We start from the raw sequence: 17,477 nt of genomic DNA, 5'->3' as shown, positions 1-17,477 counted from the left end.
GGGCGTATGGGCGTATGGGCGTATGGGCGTATGGGCGTATGGAAAGCAAGGGCGACGGACACTCCGTCGCCCTCGTTGTTTCGCCCATACGCCCATACGCCCATGCGCCTACGAATGTTTAGAGAATGCGAAAGGCGGCTTGCATCGCCGACGCGACGAACCGCTCGCTCTGCGCCTCGGCGCTCGCGGGATCGATGTTCGACGCCGGAAGCACCGCACCAATCCACTCGCGCGTATGCCAGCGTCCCGCGCCGTCGAGGGACGGCCGCTCCACATCGAGGTCTGGCGCGGGATGCATGTTCACGTACCAGTACGGTTCATTATAGTACTGATCGCCGGGCTCGAGACCGACGCCGATCGTGCGAGTCGCATCCACCGCAATGAGCGTCGCGATGTCGAAATGATGCGGCCAGCACCGAACCGGCGACGCATTCGGCGTCGTCGCGGCGACGTGGCCGAGCACGAGCGCGGCGTTCGTGAACCAGTGGTCGAGCTGCTCGAACTCGACGCGGCGGCTTCCATCGAACGGCCGCCCCTCGCCAACGGAATGCGCCGGGATGGTGTAATGCGCCGGCAGCGCGAAGGCGTCGCCGTTCAAGCCGTGCTGCGCGACCGTGCGCCGCACCCACCCGATGGCCTCGTCCACCGTACGCGTCTCGAGCGTGAAGCACGCCAGCTCGTCGTCGCCCGACAGCGCGAGCACCGTGAGGTTGCGTGGACGGATGGCGAGGCGGAGCGACGCATCGTCCGCGGGGTTCGACGCGAGCGCGTTCGAGAGCCCCAGCCATTCCATGTTCGTGTGGCCGTCGTCGGCGCGCGGCGCGACGTAGGACGCGCCGAAGCCCGCGACGAGCTGCGCGGCGTGATGCAGTTGGAGCCGCGCGTCGGTCAGCTGCGGTGCGACCGGCAGATCGAGCGGCCGCCAGGCCGGCACCAACCGCTCGAGGCGGATCGCCTCAGACGCCGCCGTACCACTCATAGCCGCGATCGCTCCAGTAGCCGCCGTTGCGGGCCGGCAGGAAGGTGATCTTCGTTAGATATTTAGTATTCTTATATCCTAATTTCACCGGCGAATAGATGCGCGCCGGCGCGCCCCACGCGGCGTTCAGATAGTGGCCGTCCTGCGCGTACACCACGAGCGTCTGCGGATGCGTGGCGCTCTCGATGTCCCAGCTCTCGTGGTAGTTGCTGTCGAACGACGCGAAGTCCACGTAGTGCGCGCCGGGCTGCACGCCGGCCAGCGTCGCGATGTCCGACAGGCGCACGCCGGTGCGCGTCGCGACCGCCGTCCACCCTTCGACGCAGTAGTGATCGAGCTTGTAGCCAATGCGCGGCATCGCCGCGAGATCGGCGAGCGACAATCGCAGCGGATTGTTCACCATCCCGCCGACTTCCAGCCGCCAGGCGCCGCGGACGGCCTCGTCCCACACCGGCACGCTGTCCGACACGAAGTACGACGGGAAGTGCTGGCCCGCGGGCAACGCGCCGGCGCGCGGCACGTCCATGGAGCGGTGACTGAACAGCGCGCGCTCGAGTGTTTCGTTCTTTGCTTCCGCGAATTTGAGAACACCCTTCGCCGAGCGCGGACCCATCGAGTCGCAGGCGGCCAGCAACGTGGCGCCGAGTGCGCCGGCGGCGACTTCGAAAAACCGCCGACGATCGAGTCCAACCTGCTCGGCCGGATGTGTTGGTCGCTTCGTCATGTTCGCCGCCGCGGAAGCAGATGCCAGAACGGCCGCGCGTTTCTGGCCTCGGGCGAGAGATCCTCGCGATAGCCGCCGGTCGTGATCGATCGAATCGAATACGGGTCGACCGCGAACACCATGAAGATGTGCATCGCCGACAGCGCCACGAGCAGAAGCATCGCCCAGAAATGCCAGTAGCGCGCCCAGACGTATCCACCCAGGAGATTCGTCAGTGGCGCAAGCTGCACCGGCTTCCAGATCGCGATGCCGGTGATCACAGCCATGATGCCCACGATCGGCATCGCGAAATACGCCATGCGCTGCAGCGCGTTGTGCTTTCCCTGAATGGGATGATCGCGACGACGGCCGACGTAAAAGCGAACCATCTCCCACGAGTCACGCATGACACCGCGACGCGGAACGAGATCGCGCCACTCGCCGTGGAGATAGATGAATCCCAGATACACGAGCCCGTTCACCGCGAGCACCCACATCATGGCGAAGTGCCAGTTGCGCGCGCCCGCCAGCCACCCGCCGAACGTCAGCGGCGCGGGGATGTCCTTCCGACCGAACGGCCAGCAGCAGAACGTCTCACCGCGGCGCGCGAACGTGGGGTACGCGTTGAAGATGCGAAGCCCGGTGGCCACCATGATCGTGAGCGCGATCGCGTTCACCCAGTGCGTCACGCGCACCACGATGTGATGCCGCGTGTGATGCGCCGCGGAGGTCGAGGCCGGCGGCAACGGAGCAGTCGTCGATGATGCGGACGTGGAAGCACTCATGCTCGGCCAAATAGCAGTCCGTACAGCAGCAATGTCAATACGATCGCCGTGATCAAGACATATTTGCGATCGCGCTGGAGCGCGAACGCGACGAGGGTGAATCCGACGCGCATCACGGGCGTGGCGATCAGCAGAAGCAGGCCGAACTGAATCGTCGCGCGCGCATCGAGGGAAAACGCGCCGCGCAGAATGCCGTGCAACGTCGCGAGCGCGGGCGGCTCGCCGCGAAACGGAGTGTAGACCGGCACTTCGCTGCCGTGGTGCATCAGCAGCATGATGCCGCCGGCGGCGATGATGATCGCCGAGAGGAGCACGCCGATCTGGAGGAGCCGCCCGACGAACTGCTCGATCGCGTGATCGCTCGGGCCCGCGTGCGGCGGTTCGGCAACCGTTTGTGAGAATTCGCTCATACGGTCCCCGTCACGCCTTTGTAGAGCATCTGGGCCGCCATCACGACCACCACCGCGGTGAAGAGGAATCGCAGCGGCTTCACCGGTGCCTTCGTGAGAATGCGCGCGCCAAGCAGCGCGCCGCCGAGCACGCCGAGCGTGACCGGGAAGACGACGGCGGGGTCGATTTGACCGCGATGCAGATACACGCCGGCGCTCGCCGCGGCCGTGACGCCGATCATGAAGTTGCTCGTCGTCGTCGAGACCTTGAATGGCAGGCGCATCATCTGGTCCATCGCCAGCACCTTGATGATTCCGGATCCGATGCCGAGCAACGCCGAGAGGACGCCGGCGAGAAACATCAACGAGAATCCGCCGGGCACGTTGGTCACGGCGTAGGCCTGCTTGCCCGCGGCGGTCGGATACGTCGAGTCGAGGCGGAAGCGCGTCGACCATTTGTCGGGCTTGTCGAGCGGCGCGTGATCCTGTTTGGGCTTCATCGACCGCACGGCGGTGAACAGCAGTACTACGCCCATCAGGATGGCGAGCACGTTCGTCGGCGTAATGCCCGCCAGCGCGGCTCCTACGAGGGCGCCAACCGTCGTGGCGACCTCGAGCAGTACGCCGACGCGTACGTTGGTATAGCCCTCACGCACGTAGGCCGCCGCGGCGCCCGACGAGGTGGCGATGATCGACACGAGCGACGCGCCGATCGCGTAGCGGAGGTCGACGTGGAAGATCAGAGTGAGCATCGGCACGATGATGATGCCGCCGCCGATGCCCGTCAGCGAGCCGAGGAGGCCGGCGGCGAAAGAGCCGACGGCGACCAGCATGGTCATGATGAGAAGCGTCACGCGCGCAATTTGGGGCACCATGTGCTCATTGCGGCAGTCCCGACCGCTTGGCCCGTATTTCGCCTTTTGGGAATCCGGGGGCCAACCAGAGGGATATGACGACATTGACTGTACACAGAGTGCGGCTGTTCGGCGGGGCGATCGCGATCGCGGCGGTATCCGCGTTCGCCGCGTGCAAGAAAACCGGGTCGGCCGGCGGCGAGGTCAGCCGCAACTGGACGCCGGCCAAACAGGACGCCTACATGGGCGTGCCCGCGGCCGAGGTGCAGGCGGCCATTCAGAAGCGCTTGACGATGAAGCCAAATCCGCCGGTCACCGCCGACCAGTGGAATCACGTGAAGAAGCTGTACGCCACGTTCGGTCAGAGCCTGTTGTGGCTCGACGGAAAAGGCGTGCACCAACCACGGGTGAGCGCGCTGCTCAATCGCATTGCCGACGCGGACAGTGATGCGCTGCGGCTCGAGGCGTTTCCGCTCGCCGATCTGAATCGTTCACTCTCGACGCTCGGCGACAAGGCGACGGCGGATCAGCTCGCGGATGCCGATGTGCTGCTCACGTCGGCGTTCGTCGCCTATGGCGAGAACATGATGACAGGCCAAATCTCGCCGCAGGGATTGAATCAGGCCTGGCACATCAACAATCAGGATGAGAAGGTCGACAGCGCGCTCACGCTCAGCCTGCGTGAAGACGATCTCGCGGCTGGACTCGCTCGCATGCGGCCGCAGGATCCGGCATACGATTCACTGCGTCTTCAGCTCGGGCGCTATCGCGATCTCGTGAACAAGGGCGGGTGGCAACCGATTCCGGATGGACGCGCGCTCAAGCGCGGCGATGCGGATTCGCCGGCTCGAATTTCGGCGCTGCGCAATCGTCTCGCGGCGGAGGGCTATCTCAGCGATTCGACGGTGCAACCGGCGAGCACCGACTCGGCTGCTGCGCCGCGAAAAGTGGCGCGCGCAGGCGGTGCCGTGTTCGATCGCACGCTGGCCGGTGCCGTTGCACAGTTTCAGGCGTCGCACTCGATCGGCGTGGACAGCATGCTCGGCAAGGAAACGCTGGATGCGCTCAACATGCCGGCGGCGGATCGTCTGGCGGAGATCGCGGCCAATCTCGAGCGCTATCGCTGGATGCCGCGCGACCTGGGCCAGCGATACATCCTCGTGAACGTGCCGCAGTTCTATCTGCACGCGTATGACAGTGGGCAGAAAACGCTCGACATGAAGGTGATCGTCGGCCAGGAGTATGAGGACAAGGCGACGCCGGTCTTTGCCGACTCGATGGAGTACGTCGTGTTCCGTCCGTATTGGAACGTGACGCCGTCGATCGCCGCGAAGGAAATCTTTCCGAAGGTTGCCGCCGATCCGGGCTACCTCGATGCGAACGACATGGAGGTGTACACGGATCACGGCCAGCGCGCGGTACGCCAGCGCCCGGGCCCCAAGAACGCGCTCGGGTTCGTGAAGTTCTTATTCCCGAACGATTACAACATCTATCTCCACGACACGCCGAATCACGAGCTGTTCAAGAAGGACGTGCGGGCCTTCAGCCATGGCTGCATCCGCGTCGAAAAGCCCGATGAGCTGGCGCAGTGGGTGTTGGGCTGGCCGGCGGACAAGGTCGAAGCCGCGATGCACGGCGCCGACAATCATCAGGTGACGCTGCCGAAGAAGATTCCGGTGTACATCGTGTACTTCACGGCGTTCGTGGAGAACGGGCAGCTGCACTTCGGCAACGATCTCTACGATCGGGACAACGCGCTCGTCGAGAAGATGCGCGACGCGGCCACCGTCTCGCCCGAGACCGTGCAGGCGCAGCAGGCGTTGCGGAAGCTGGCGGGGGAGTAGTGGTGGATTAGCGAACGGACCAGGGCACCGTGAGCTGCACGGTGCCCCATCGCACGCGCATCACCCCGCCCAATGTGGCATATCCCGAACTTGGCTGCGGCGAATCCGGCACGAGATAAATCGTGAGTGTCTCCTCATTGTCGTTCATGGCGGTCGCCGTCAGCGCGACGCGGCCGAAATCCTTCGACGCGTTCCGATCCGTTCCCCACTGCGCCGTGCCGCTATTGACGATGAGCTGCCACGCGCCGCCGCTGTGGAGAAGAAACAGCGTGTAGTCGCCGCGCGGGATCGCGAGGCTGCCAAGCGTGAGGTCGACTTCCGTGTGCAGCGTCGTCGCGTAGTTCGATCCGAAGCGCCACACCGTATCGTTCGGGATCAATCCGCCTTCGATCTTGCGCCCGCGCGCATGCGGTTGCCCGTAGCTGATCGCGATCCGCGCTGGTCCGGACAACGACGCGTCTTCCGCGTACCAGCGCCGTCCGATCGGACGTTCGTTCACGTGTACCTCGACCGTCGCGAAACTGCTCGCCGCCATGCGCCGCGTGGTGTCTGACCCCTGCGCCGAGAGTTGACTCGCTCCGATCGCCAGCAGAATCGCGGTGGATGCACACGTTGCCCGAATCACGAACACGCTCCGATGAGTGAGGGTACCGTGGACGATGCGCGGCCCGGCCCGGCCACCGCAAGGCGCCCGACCGCCGTCCTTACCGAACAGAAACAGTTTTACGGCCCAGCGCGTAGTTCTTCGCGGACGGCTTCCTCCACCGACGCAACGGACCACGATTCGTGAAACGCATTCTCACGCTCACATTGCTCGCCGGGATCGCGACCGTCGCACTGGGCCAGTCGGCGCCGCCAATCGCGCGGTACGTTCCGGCGTCGCCCGACCCCGCGCACCGCTTCGTGACCGATGCGGCTCACATTCTCTCGCCGGCCACGATCGTCGCGCTGCAAGACAGCGCGCTGGCGCTCCAGGCCGCAACCCACGCCGACGTCGCCTGGGTTACGCTTCCCACCCTCGGCGGGCGCGCGATCGAGGAAGCGGGCATCTACATCGGGCGCACGTGGCGCATTGGAAGTTCCGGCCAGCCGGGCGACGAGGACCGCAATCGCGGGCTCGTGCTGCTCTATGTGCCGGACAAATCGACCACCGCGGGATCGAACATTCGCGTCGAAGTCGGCAATGGGCTCGAGGGAACGATCACCGACGCGCGCTCGCATCAGATCATCTTCGCGATGCGCGACGATCTTCGCGCCAAGCGCTACGACGACGCGTACATCAAGGGTTGGAACGCGGCGGCCGCGCTCGTGCGCGAGGACTACGCGTCGCGCACGCATGCGTCTGCACCTGCCGCCGCGCCGGCAGCGAGCAAGAATGCCGGGCCGAGCGCCTTCGCCATCGTGGTCGTTGTCGCCGGACTCGGCGTGTTGTTGATGGTTTTGCTCCGGCGGTCGCGCCGCAGGCGCGCCGCCGAGCCGGAGACGATGACATTCACGCGAAGCGATTCGCCGAGTGAGGACGACGACCGAAATTTGAAGCGCGCCGCGATGTGGGCGCTGTTCAATGCGGCGCTGAACTCCTCGGGCGGCGGCGGCGGCGGTGGCGGAGATTCGGACGGCGGCTCGAGCGATTCAGGCTCGTCGGGAGGCGGAGATTTCGGCGGCGGCGGCGGCTTCTCGGGCGGCGGCTCGTCTGATTCGATCTGAGCCCTTTTCAGATCTTGTCAGACGTGGTCGTAGTGCTTGATCTTGTCGCCATGCTCAAGCCATTCGTCTTCTGCGTCCTCGCCCCGTCGCTGCTCCTGGCGCAACGCCCGTTCAACGTCAACGAGACAACAATTTCCGACGTGCACGCGGCCATGCGCGCGGGCTCGCTGACGTGCCACGCTCTCGTGCAGTCGTATCTCGACCGCATCGCGAAATACGACAAGGTTGGACCGGCGATCAACGCGATCACCGTCGTCAACCCTGACGCGTTGGCCACCGCCGACTCGCTCGACCGCCGCTTCGCCGCGTCGCGACAACTCACGGGTCCGCTCCACTGCATTCCGTTCATCGTGAAGGACAACTTCCAGACGATCGGACTGCAAACTGCGGCTGGCAACATCGCGCTCAAGGGCTACGCACCGACGAAGGACGCGTTCCAGGTGCGGCGCATCAAGGAGGCGGGTGCGGTCATATTAGCAAAGTCTAACATGGCGGAATTCGCGTTCAGTCCGTACGAAACGGTGAATTCGGTGTTGCCGGGATACACGCACAACCCGTACGACGTCTATCGCGTGACGGCCGGCTCGTCCGGGGGCACCGCCGCCGCCGTCTCCTCCGACTTCGGCGAAGTCGGACTCGGCACCGACACCGGCAATTCGATTCGTGGCCCGAGCTCGCACCAGGCACTCGTCGGCATTCGCTCGACGATGGGGCTCACGAGCCGCGCGGGCATCGCGCCGCTCAGCCTCTTCGCCGACATCGCGGGGCCGATGGCCCGCACGGTGTCCGACGCCGCCGCGGTCCTGCAAGTCGTGGCCGGGTACGACCCCGACGATCCCGTCACGGACTCCGCGCGCGTGCATCCCTCGCCCGATTATTCGGCGTCGCTCGTGAAGGGCGGGCTCGAGGGCGCGCGCATCGGCGTATTGCGTCAAGCCTTCGAGGCGCCGACCGTCGATCCCGAAGTGCGCGCGATCTTCAATCGCGCAATCGAGGATCTCCGAAAGGCCGGCGCGACGGTGCTGGACACCGTCATGATCGCCGAGTCGGATTCGATTCGCCGTTCCGGTCCGCGCGGCGGATGCAATCCGTTCCGCGCCGAGTTCGATGCCTGGCTCGCGCAGAATCCAACGGCGCCGGTGAAGACCGTCGAACAGATCTTTCGCTCGCGCCAATATCATCCGTCGATCGAAGCCCGGCTTGGCAGTGCGGTGAACGACACGACGAACATCGAGACGGCGCCGGCGTGTCTTGCGCGCACGCGCATTCGCGCCGGGCTGCGCGACGCGGTGACGAAGACGATGGATCGCTTGCAGCTCGATGCGCTGATCTATCCGACCTGGAGCAATCCCCCGCGGTTGATCGGCGATCTGAACACGCCGGCGGGCGACAACAGTCAGGTCTTTTCGCCGACGACGGGCATGCCGGCGATCACGGTGCCGATGGGGTGGTCGCGCAGCAACACGCTGCCGGCGGGGATGACGATCTACGGCCGCGCCTTCGATGAAGCGCGGTTGATTCGCTTGGCGTACGCGTACGAGCAAGCGACGCACTGGCGGAAACAGCCGAGCTCGACGCCGTGATTTTCCCGTTGTTCGCTGTTTTCGCTGTTTTCGCTGTCTTCGCTTTTCCGCCCATCGCCCAGCCCCCATCGCCCATCGCCGCTGGCACGGCGTCTGCTTTAGTAAATCACCGGCGAGACCGCGAAAGGGAGGGCCGCTCCGGCGGCTGAAGGTGGGACGCGGATCGCCAGGTGGGGGAGAGAATGCGTGCGGGGGCGAGCAGTCGGCGCCCCCGCACCGTTTTTTGCTAGTCTTCTTGTCGCCCTTCCAATCTCCATCCGAATCCAACCATGTCGTTCGATCAGTACCACGAACCCCCCGAAGAACTGTCCGCCGCGACGCGCACCTTCGCGCGCATGATCGCCTCGCTCACCGAAGAGGCCGAAGCCATCGGCTGGTATGAGCAGCGCATTGCTCTCGAGAAAGACAAGGATGCGCTCGCGATCATGAAGAACGCGCAGCACGAGGAGATGAAGCACTTCGGCATGGACCTCGAGTTTCTGCTGCGCAAGAAGCCGAAGTGGCGCGAGACGCTGAAAGGCATCCTCTTCAAGGCGGGCGACATCGTCGAACACGCGGACGAGGCCGAAGAAGCGTCCGAGTAGTGAGCCGCGTCGCTATTATGCGATAGCATGGGTCGCTTCACGAAAATCTTTCGCAATACGATTGCGCTGTCGGCGTTCGCCTTCGTCGCCGGCGTCAGCACCAGTCGCGGCGCGCCGTTCACCGGTGTTCTGCACCGCCCGCCGTCCGCGCCGCCCGCTGTGCCCCGAGAATTTCGCGCCGCGTGGATGACGCCGATCTGGGACCGCGGCTTCAAGGACTGGCCGACGTCGCCGAACATGACGCCCGACGAGCAGCGTGCCGAGCTGCGCCGCATGCTCGACCAGGCGGTGGCCGCCGGCTTGAACGCGGTGATCCTGCACGTGCGCCTCGCGGGCGACGCGCTGTACCCCACCTCCTACGCGCCGTGGTCGGTCGTGCTCACGGGCAAATCCGGCGTCGGGCCGCAGCCGTCGTACGATCCGCTCCGGTTCGCGATCGACGAAGCCCATGCGCGTGGACTGCAGCTGCACGCGTGGTTCAATCCGTTTCGCGCGATGTTGCCGCAATTCGCGGGCAAGGCGGCCCCGAATCACGTGACGCGCACGCATCCCGAGTGGATTCGGAAGTACGGATCGCAGACGTGGATCGATCCCGGCGAGCCCGCGGCGCGCACGTTCGTGCTCGAGACGATTCTCGACGTGGTGAAGCGCTACGACGTCGACGGCGTGCACCTCGACGACTACTTCTATCCGTATCGCGAAAGCCGCACGGTCACCCGCCGGGTGCATCGCCGGCGCGTGCGCCAATCGGTCGAGATTCCGTTTCCGGACGACAAGACCTGGAAGAAGTACGGACGCAGCGAAGGCTACGCCGACCGCGACGCCTGGCGCCGCGACAACATCGATCAGTTTATACAATTATTATATCAGAATGTAAAAGCCATCAAACCGGCCGTGGTGGTCGGCATCAGCCCGTTCGGCATCTGGCGCCCGGGGCATCCGCCGGGCATCGCCGGACTCGACGCGTACGCCGAGATCTACGCGGACTCGCGGCGGTGGCTGCAGAATGGGTGGCTCGACTATCTCGCGCCGCAGCTCTACTGGGAGATCGGCGGCACGCAAGACCGCTTTCGCCTGCTCGACGCGTGGTGGCGGAGCGAGAACGTGCGCGGCCGCCACGTGTGGCCGGCGCTCTATACCTCGCACGTGTACGGGGGACGCGACGCCTGGCCGATGGGCGAGATCGCGCGCCAGGTCGAAGCGATTCGCGCCTCGCGCATCGGCACCGCCGACGTCCCCGGCCACGTGCATTTCCGCCTGGCCGCACTGTTCGCCGACAACATGCGGTTGGCGAACACGCTCGCCAACGACTACCGCGAACGCGCGCTGGTCCCCGCATTCCCGTGGCTCGGCGCCGCGGCACCAGCCGCTCCGCGGGTGTCGTTGGTGACCAACGGCGGCGCCGCGGCGTTCCTCGTCGAGCCTGGCGACGCGAATACTCCGCGGTGGTGGCTCATTCAAACGCGCGGCCGCGACGGCGCGTGGAGAACGAACGTGCGCCTCTCCACCGACACGAAGTTCACCGCCGCCGCACTCGGCACCGCCGACGCGGACGAGATCGCGGTGAGCGCGATCAGTCCGACCGGAATCGCGAGCGAACCGGCGATCGTGGTGCCGTAAGAAGCGTCACCCGGAGTTGTCTTTCCGAAGCAACGGTCATCCGGAGTTGTCATTCCGAGCGAAGCGAGGAATCTTCTGTCTCTTCGGGACACCCGGTCGTGCTCTCATGCTGCCGGATTCCTCGTTGCGCCCGGAATGACACCGTCATAGGACCATGATGATGCGGAAACTCGCGCTCGCGCTGATCGTGCCTCCAGCGCTCTTCGCCCAACGCCAGTCCCCGGCCGCGAACGGCCCGCGCCCGTCGCTCCTCGATTCCGCGCGCTACGCCGCGGCGCCGCGCGAGCTGCGCGGGCTGCAATGGCGTTTGGTCGGACCGTTCCGCGGTGGACGCGCGGTAGCCGTCGTCGGCGATCGAACTGATCGCAACGTGTTCTACTTTGGCGCCGTGGACGGCGGCGTGTGGAAGACCACGAATGGCGGCACGAGCTGGCGGAACATCACCGACGGTGTGTCGAACATCGCCTCCGTCGGCGCGATCGCGATCGCCCCTTCCGATCCGAACGTGATCTACGCCGGCGGCGGCGAGGCCGATCTGCGCGAGGACTGGACATACGGCGACGGCATGTATCGCTCGACCGATGCCGGTGAGACGTGGACGCACCTGGGGCTCGACGACGCGCGTCACATCGCGCGCATCGTCGTCGACCCGCGCGATCCCGACCGTGTCTTCGTCGCCGCGCTCGGTCACGCGAGCGGCAGGAATACGACGCGAGGAGTGTTCCGTTCCATGGACGGCGGCCGCACCTGGGACCGTGTGCTCTTCGTCGACGATTCCACCGGTGCGATCGACGTCGCCATGGACCCGGCGAATCCGCGCATTCTCTTCGCCGCGATGTGGCACATGCAGCGCACGCCGTGGGGATTCACCGCGGGTCACGGCAGCCTGTGGAAGACGACCGACGGCGGCGCGACCTGGCGCGACATCAGCGGGAATCCCGGCATTCCAAAGAACCCGCTCGGCCGCATTGGCGTCTCGGTCTCGCCGGCGAATCCGCAGCGCGTGTATGCGACGATCGAGTGTCCGCCGGAAGATTCGACCGGCGGCATCTTCCGCTCCGACGACGGCGGCGCCACGTGGCAGCGCACGAGCGGCGATCAGAAGTGGATGGTTCGCCCGTTCTATTACAGTGTTGTAACAGCCGATCCCGCCGACGAGAACGGCATCTACGTGATGAACCTGCGTACGTGGCATTCGACCGATGGCGGCCGCACGTTCACCAGCCTGCGCCTGCCGCACGGCGATACGCATGCGCTGTGGATCGATCCCAAGGATGCCAAGCGCATGATCAGCGGCAACGACGGCGGCGCGACGATCAGCTTCGACGGCGGCGTCACCTGGTCGTCGGTCATGAATCAGCCCACGGCGCAATTCTATCACGTGACGACGGACGATCAGTGGCCGTACCGCATCTACGGTGCGCAGCAGGATAACACGACCGTATCGATGCTGAGCCGCTCCGACGAAGGTGCGATCACCGATCGTGATTGGTATCCGGTCGGCGGCGGCGAGTCCGGGTACATCGCGCCCAAGCCGGGCGATCCGAACACGATCGTCGCCGGCACGTACACGGGCACGATGACGCGGTTCGATCCGCGCACCAAGCAATCGAAGGACATCTCCGTCTGGCTCAACAACTACGACGGCTGGCCGGCGCGCGACGTGCCGAACCGCTTTCAGTGGACGTATCCCATCCTCTATTCGGGCCACGACAACCACATCCTCTACAGCGCCGCCAACAGACTTTATCGTTCTCTCAACGACGGCGACTCCTGGGAAGCGGTCAGTCCCGACCTCACGCTGCACGACCCGAAGACGCTGGGCCCCGCGGGCGGGCCGATCACCTACGACATGACCGGCACCGAGTGGTACGCGTCGATCTTCGCACTGGCCGAGTCGCCGCTGAATGGCGATGTGCTGTGGACGGGCTCCGATGATGGATTGATCAACGTCTCGCGCGACCGCTCGAAAACGTGGACCAACGTCACGCCGGCGGGCCTCGCGCGATACACACGCATCTCGATCATCGACGCTTCGCACTTCGACGAGGGGCGCGCGTACGTTGCCGCCAATCGCTTTCAGCTCGACGACTTCCGGCCGTACCTGTTCAAGACCACGGACTATGGCCACACGTGGACGAAGATCACGACGGGCATTCCCGACGGCGCGTACACGCGCACGATTCGTGAAGATCCCCTGCGCCGGGGCTTGCTCTACGCCGGCACCGAGACCGGCGTCTACTACTCGACCGACGACGGTGCGAACTGGCGGCCGCTGCAGCTCAACCTGCCGCGCGCCTCCGTGCGCGACCTGCACGTGCACGGCAACGATCTCATCGCCGCCACGCACGGCCGCGCGATGTGGTCGCTCGACGACATCTCGCCGTTGCGCCAACTCACGGACACGGTGCGGCAGTCGAATGTCTACCTCTTTGCGCCCGACACCGTGACGCGATTCGCCGGCGGCCACTTCCGCACCACCACCGCCGGCGAGAACCCGTTCGACGGCGTGATCGTCGACTACTGGCTGCGCACGGCGGCCAGTCCGAGCGACACGCTGCGCCTGGAATTCCTCGACGCGCAAGGCAAGGTCATTAGAAAATTCTCGAGCGCGCCGCCGCCCGACTCGGTCAAGTCCGCCGCGTTCGGCCGGGAGCTCGCCGATACGACGCGCATCGGTGCCGCCTCGGCGAAGCCCGTCAGCACGAGTCCCGGCAAACAGCGCAGCGACACGCTGTCGAACAAACCGCGCGGATCGCGCGAGTTGCTGCAGGACGACACGCTGGCCTTCACGCCGGCCGATTCGCTCGTCAGCGCACGCCCCGGCCTCAACCGATTCACCTGGAACCTGCACTATCCCGACACGCACGAAGTGAAGGACGTCGTCAACGACGAAGGTTCGACACAGGGACCGGTGATCGCGCCGGGCACCTATACCGCGCGTCTGACCGCGCACGGACAGCAGTACACGCGCACGTTCGTCGTGCGCGGCGATCCGCGGTTGCGCACCACGCAGGCCGAATACGACGCGCAGGTCGCCCTCGCGCTCCAGGTGCAGACGAAGACGAACGAGCTCTCCGAGGCCGTCGAGCGCATTCTCACGATCGAGCGCGCGATGGACGAGCGCGCCGCGGCCGCGAAGAATCAGCCGTACGTGAAACGTGTGACCGACGCCGTGAAGCCCATCCATGACAAGCTCGAGGCAATTCGCGACTCGCTCGTCGAGATCCATTCGCACGCCGATCAGATCACGCTTCACTACCCGGTGCGCTATTACAACATGCTGTTGTCGCTCGCCGGCATGGTGCAGAGCGCGGACGCCGCGCCGACCGCGCAGGAAGGCGCGGTGTATCACGACATCGCGCCCAAGGTCGATGCGCAAATTGGAAAGTTGCGCGCGATCGAAGGCGGCGATCTCGCGGCATTCAACGGCTTGTTGAAGGAATTGAACGTGCCCGGCGTCCCGATGGCGCAGCCCGTCATCGTTCCATAAGTCAAGCCATGATCATGAAAGCCGCGATCATCACCAAGCCGGGCGGTCCGAACGTCCTGGAGATTCAGGACCGCCCCATCCCGACGCCGGGTCCCGACGACCTGATCGTACGGGTGCGTGCGTCGGCGCTCAATCGCGCCGACTTGCATCAACGCGAAGGGAACTATCCGGCGCCGCCGGGCAGCCCGCCCGACATTCCAGGACTCGAATTCGCCGGCGAGGTTGCGTCGCTTGGCGCGAACGTGCGCGACTGGCGCGCGGGCGACCGCGTCTTCGGCATCGTCGGCGGCGGGGCGAACGCCGAATATGTCGTGGCCGACGCGCAGTCGGTGGCACGCATTCCGGACAATCTCTCGTGGACGGACGCCGCCGCCATTCCTGAAGCGTTCATCACCGCGCACGACGCGCTCGTCGTGCAAGCGCGCGTACAGCGCGGCGAGAACGTGCTCTTGCACGCAGTCGGCAGCGGCGTCGGACTCGCCGCCGTGCAGATCGCGCGCGCGTGGGGCGCGACGCCGTACGGCACGGCGCGCACCGCCGACAAGATCGATCGCGCGATACCCCTCGGTCTCGAGCACGGCGTCGTGCTCGGCGACGATCCGGACGACATGCTTCCGTCGCTCAAGGAGTGGACGAACGGCGCCGGCATTCACGTGACGCTCGACCTGGTCGGCGGCGCGTACCTGCCGGCGAGCATTCGCGCCGCGGCAAGCCGGGGGCGCATCATGCTCATCGGCACCGTCGCCGGCCGCACGGCCAGCGTTCCGCTCGGCAACATTCTCGGCAAGCGACTCACGCTGCGCGGCACGGTCATGCGTGCCCGCCCGCTCGAGGAGAAACGCGCGGTTGCGGCGGCGTTCGCGCGCGAGGTGGTTCCGCGGTTCGCCGATGGGACGCTCGAGCCCACGGTCGACTCCGTGTTTTCGCTCGAGGAAATCCAACGGGCGCACGAACGTCTCGCGTCCAATGCGACGTTCGGCAAGGTCGTCGTCACGATCTAGCTGACATTGTTTGTCATCGCCCCCGCATTCGATCCAACCGCTCTCCGAACGCCGCGCGGCTCTCCAGAAGCTCCACCGACAGATTTCGCAGCGTGACCTGATGGTCCGCCGCCGCCGCGCCGCCCGCGAACACGGCGGTGCGCCGGCCGACCGCGCGCCGAAGGTCGCCCAGCTCGTCGCGCACGGAGCGAGTCGGCTGCGGCATCACGATGCCGATCGTGACCGCGCGCGCTCCCGCGTCGCGCGCCAGCGTGCCGATCTCCGTCCCCGGCAGGTTCGGTCCGAGATAGACGACTCGCCACTCGCGCGACGCCGCGACGACGGCCGCCATCATCGCGCCGAACTCGTGCAGCTCGTCGGCGAGCGTCGTCGCGACCATGACCGGTGCATCGTCGGGAATCGGCGCATGCTGCAGCAATGCGCCGAGTACGTCGCGCACGACGGCCGAGGCAAGATGCTCCTGCGCCACGCTGATCTCGCGGCACGCCCAGGCTACGCCGACCTGATCGAGGTACGGGGCGACCACCGTGTCGAGGGCCGTGAGCGTGCCGAACGATACGATCGTCTCGGACAGCCGCGCGCGCAACGCGGGCGCATCGAGCGCGCGCGTATCGTCGAGCAAGCGCGTCACGATCGCCGCGGCGCGCGAAGCCTGCGCGATGACGGCGGCATCGCCCGAGGGCGGCTCGAGCGCCTGGCGCGCCATGCGCGAGAGCGTCGTCGTCGACGCGGCGCCGAGGTCAGCGAGGGAATTTCCCATCGCCGCGAGGCGCGCGATGAGTTGCAGCCGCTGAATGTCGTGATCGGTGTAGAGGCGCTGCGCGCCTTCCGTGCGCGTGGGCGCGACCGCGCGGTACCGTCGCTCCCACGCACGTACCGTGGCGGCCGTCAGTCCGGTGCGCTCGACGACGACGCGGATGGGATGGCGGGGAATCTCGGGCGGCATCGGCTCCGTTGCCCAGGTTTTGTCCAGAGAATACCTGGACAAAACTTAAACAAGCGCGATGCCTACTGGGTTGCCGCGGTGCCGGCGTCCCCGCGCTTGCCGAACAACCCCGCGATGAACGGCTTGGCGATGCAGTCGAAGAATCCCTTGTCGCCGCAGAGCGACGTGCCTGCCTTCTCGACGTAGGTCTTTACCTTCGACGGATACGTCGCGCAGTTCGGCGTGTTGGTTCCGTGCACGCAGCCGTTGTAGTGCAGCAGGCCCTGCGTCAGCGCCTTCGATGTCACCGCGCCGGAGTCGGACTTGATGTATTGGCGGAGAATGAAGATGCCGTACTTGAGGTTGGTCGAGTCCGATGCGAGGTCGGTGCCGAACTTCGCGCTCAGCGCCTTGAGCCACACTTTGGGGTACACCTGCATCAGTCCCACGGCGCCGACGTTCGACATCGCCTTGCTGACGAACAGTGCGTTCTCGGTGAGCATCACGCCGAATACGACCGCGGGCGGAATGCCGTCGACGTACGCTTCGCGCACGGCGTAATAGGAGATCGAGTCGGCGCGCGCCTGGCTCATGCGCCCGGTCTTGACGAGATCCTCGGAGAACTTGCGGCGATCGGCTTCGAACTGCGGCGACGACACGAGTTGCGCGAGCTTGCTCGTGTCTTTCGGCGTCGGGGGCAGGATCGATTTCGCGATGGGTACGGCGCGCGTCAGCGCTTCGGCGACGGTGGGCTGGCCGGCGAAGATCGGATTCATGTGGCGCACGGAGAACACGATCGTGCCGACCGTGAGCACGATGATCCCGACGTCGCGGCCGGCGACGGTTGCCCATTGCAGCCACGCCGGGCGGCGAGGCGCGCGACGATCGGGACCGGGCTCGGCGCGGCGGTCCGGCGAGGCCCGCCGCTCGGCGGCCGGCGCGGGCTCGCTGCTGACAGGGATTGGGGTGGCGCTCTCCGACGACATCATAGTCGTTCAGTGCAAGAGGAG

Annotated in this window: 15 protein-coding genes; 7 read left to right on the top strand and 8 right to left on the bottom strand. The window is 66.0% G+C overall.

All coding sequences use genetic code 11. The features are described from left to right. Positions 1–118 precede the first annotated feature (118 nt). The 5 genes from VN706_10150 to VN706_10130 are packed head-to-tail and all read right to left on the bottom strand — an operon-like array spanning position 119 to position 3,695. Positions 119–979: a hypothetical protein gene (locus tag VN706_10150; protein ID HXT15978.1), complete on the bottom strand. Its 861-nt coding sequence runs from the start codon at positions 977–979 to the stop codon at positions 119–121. Beyond that, a complete protein-coding gene (locus tag VN706_10145; protein HXT15977.1) occupies positions 957–1,703 on the bottom strand; it encodes a molybdopterin-dependent oxidoreductase in 747 nt (248 codons plus the stop codon). The genes VN706_10150 and VN706_10145 overlap by 23 nt, the downstream gene beginning before the upstream one ends. Then, the gene (locus VN706_10140; protein ID HXT15976.1) at positions 1,700–2,467 is read right to left on the bottom strand and encodes a cytochrome b/b6 domain-containing protein; all 768 of its coding nucleotides are present in this window, start codon (positions 2,465–2,467) and stop codon (positions 1,700–1,702) included. Before VN706_10140 ends, VN706_10145 begins: the two co-directional genes overlap by 4 nt. Further along, a complete protein-coding gene (locus tag VN706_10135) occupies positions 2,464–2,877 on the bottom strand; it encodes a DUF1634 domain-containing protein (GenBank protein HXT15975.1) in 414 nt (137 codons plus the stop codon). Before VN706_10135 ends, VN706_10140 begins: the two co-directional genes overlap by 4 nt. Beyond that, on the bottom strand, positions 2,874–3,695 hold the full coding sequence (locus VN706_10130) for a sulfite exporter TauE/SafE family protein (GenBank protein ID HXT15974.1): 822 nt from the start codon (positions 3,693–3,695) through the stop codon (positions 2,874–2,876). Before VN706_10130 ends, VN706_10135 begins: the two co-directional genes overlap by 4 nt. Before the next feature lie 119 nt (positions 3,696–3,814). Between VN706_10130 and VN706_10125 the strand changes: the two genes are divergently transcribed. Beyond that, entirely contained in the window at positions 3,815–5,554 is a 1,740-nt protein-coding gene (locus tag VN706_10125) for a L,D-transpeptidase family protein (GenBank protein HXT15973.1), read from the top strand. A 7-nt stretch (positions 5,555–5,561) separates the two neighbouring features. On the opposite strand, the gene VN706_10120 is transcribed toward VN706_10125, so the two are convergent. After that, complete coding sequence (locus VN706_10120) at positions 5,562–6,179, bottom strand: DUF2911 domain-containing protein (protein HXT15972.1); 618 nt, start codon at positions 6,177–6,179, stop codon at positions 5,562–5,564. 161 nt (positions 6,180–6,340) lie between these two features. Between VN706_10120 and VN706_10115 the strand changes: the two genes are divergently transcribed. The 6 genes from VN706_10115 to VN706_10090 all read left to right on the top strand — a co-directional run bounded on the left by VN706_10115 (position 6,341) and on the right by VN706_10090 (position 15,542). After that, positions 6,341–7,261 carry a TPM domain-containing protein gene (locus VN706_10115; protein HXT15971.1) on the top strand — a complete coding sequence of 307 codons (921 nt, stop codon included), beginning with the start codon at positions 6,341–6,343 and terminating at the stop codon, positions 7,259–7,261. A 50-nt stretch (positions 7,262–7,311) separates the two neighbouring features. Next, complete coding sequence (locus tag VN706_10110; GenBank protein ID HXT15970.1) at positions 7,312–8,844, top strand: amidase family protein; 1,533 nt, start codon at positions 7,312–7,314, stop codon at positions 8,842–8,844. 269 nt (positions 8,845–9,113) lie between these two features. Beyond that, the gene (locus tag VN706_10105; protein HXT15969.1) at positions 9,114–9,428 is read left to right on the top strand and encodes a hypothetical protein; all 315 of its coding nucleotides are present in this window, start codon (positions 9,114–9,116) and stop codon (positions 9,426–9,428) included. Positions 9,429–9,455: 27 nt separating this feature from the next. Beyond that, positions 9,456–11,048 (top strand): family 10 glycosylhydrolase, encoded by a 1,593-nt coding sequence (locus VN706_10100; protein HXT15968.1) that lies wholly within the window; start codon positions 9,456–9,458, stop codon positions 11,046–11,048. 154 nt (positions 11,049–11,202) lie between these two features. After that, positions 11,203–14,541: a glycosyl hydrolase gene (locus tag VN706_10095; protein ID HXT15967.1), complete on the top strand. Its 3,339-nt coding sequence runs from the start codon at positions 11,203–11,205 to the stop codon at positions 14,539–14,541. 8 nt (positions 14,542–14,549) lie between these two features. Continuing rightward, positions 14,550–15,542: an NAD(P)H-quinone oxidoreductase gene (locus VN706_10090; protein HXT15966.1), complete on the top strand. Its 993-nt coding sequence runs from the start codon at positions 14,550–14,552 to the stop codon at positions 15,540–15,542. 13 nt (positions 15,543–15,555) lie between these two features. Here VN706_10090 and VN706_10085 read toward each other — a convergent pair whose 3' ends face one another. Beyond that, the gene (locus tag VN706_10085) at positions 15,556–16,488 is read right to left on the bottom strand and encodes a MerR family transcriptional regulator (protein HXT15965.1); all 933 of its coding nucleotides are present in this window, start codon (positions 16,486–16,488) and stop codon (positions 15,556–15,558) included. A 62-nt stretch (positions 16,489–16,550) separates the two neighbouring features. After that, the gene (locus VN706_10080; protein ID HXT15964.1) at positions 16,551–17,456 is read right to left on the bottom strand and encodes a transglycosylase SLT domain-containing protein; all 906 of its coding nucleotides are present in this window, start codon (positions 17,454–17,456) and stop codon (positions 16,551–16,553) included. Between the last annotated feature and the right edge of the window lie 21 nt (positions 17,457–17,477).

This window comes from Gemmatimonadaceae bacterium (assembly GCA_035606695.1).
Lineage (GTDB): Bacteria > Gemmatimonadota > Gemmatimonadetes > Gemmatimonadales > Gemmatimonadaceae > JAQBQB01.
This window is presented reverse-complemented; position numbering and strand designations above follow the sequence as displayed.

Bases quoted from the DNA above. Each gene is read 5' to 3' on its own strand.
- VN706_10150 (HXT15978.1), bottom strand. From the start codon at position 979: ATGAGTGGTACGGCGGCGTCTGAGGCGATCCGCCTCGAGCGGTTGGTG.
- VN706_10145 (HXT15977.1), bottom strand. From the start codon at position 1,703: ATGACGAAGCGACCAACACATCCGGCCGAGCAGGTTGGACTCGATCGT.
- VN706_10140 (HXT15976.1), bottom strand. From the start codon at position 2,467: ATGAGTGCTTCCACGTCCGCATCATCGACGACTGCTCCGTTGCCGCCG.
- VN706_10135 (HXT15975.1), bottom strand. From the start codon at position 2,877: ATGAGCGAATTCTCACAAACGGTTGCCGAACCGCCGCACGCGGGCCCG.
- VN706_10130 (HXT15974.1), bottom strand. From the start codon at position 3,695: ATGACCATGCTGGTCGCCGTCGGCTCTTTCGCCGCCGGCCTCCTCGGC.
- VN706_10110 (HXT15970.1), top strand. From the start codon at position 7,312: ATGCTCAAGCCATTCGTCTTCTGCGTCCTCGCCCCGTCGCTGCTCCTG.
- VN706_10105 (HXT15969.1), top strand. From the start codon at position 9,114: ATGTCGTTCGATCAGTACCACGAACCCCCCGAAGAACTGTCCGCCGCG.
- VN706_10100 (HXT15968.1), top strand. From the start codon at position 9,456: ATGGGTCGCTTCACGAAAATCTTTCGCAATACGATTGCGCTGTCGGCG.
- VN706_10095 (HXT15967.1), top strand. From the start codon at position 11,203: ATGATGATGCGGAAACTCGCGCTCGCGCTGATCGTGCCTCCAGCGCTC.
- VN706_10090 (HXT15966.1), top strand. From the start codon at position 14,550: ATGATCATGAAAGCCGCGATCATCACCAAGCCGGGCGGTCCGAACGTC.
- VN706_10085 (HXT15965.1), bottom strand. From the start codon at position 16,488: ATGCCGCCCGAGATTCCCCGCCATCCCATCCGCGTCGTCGTCGAGCGC.
- VN706_10080 (HXT15964.1), bottom strand. From the start codon at position 17,456: ATGATGTCGTCGGAGAGCGCCACCCCAATCCCTGTCAGCAGCGAGCCC.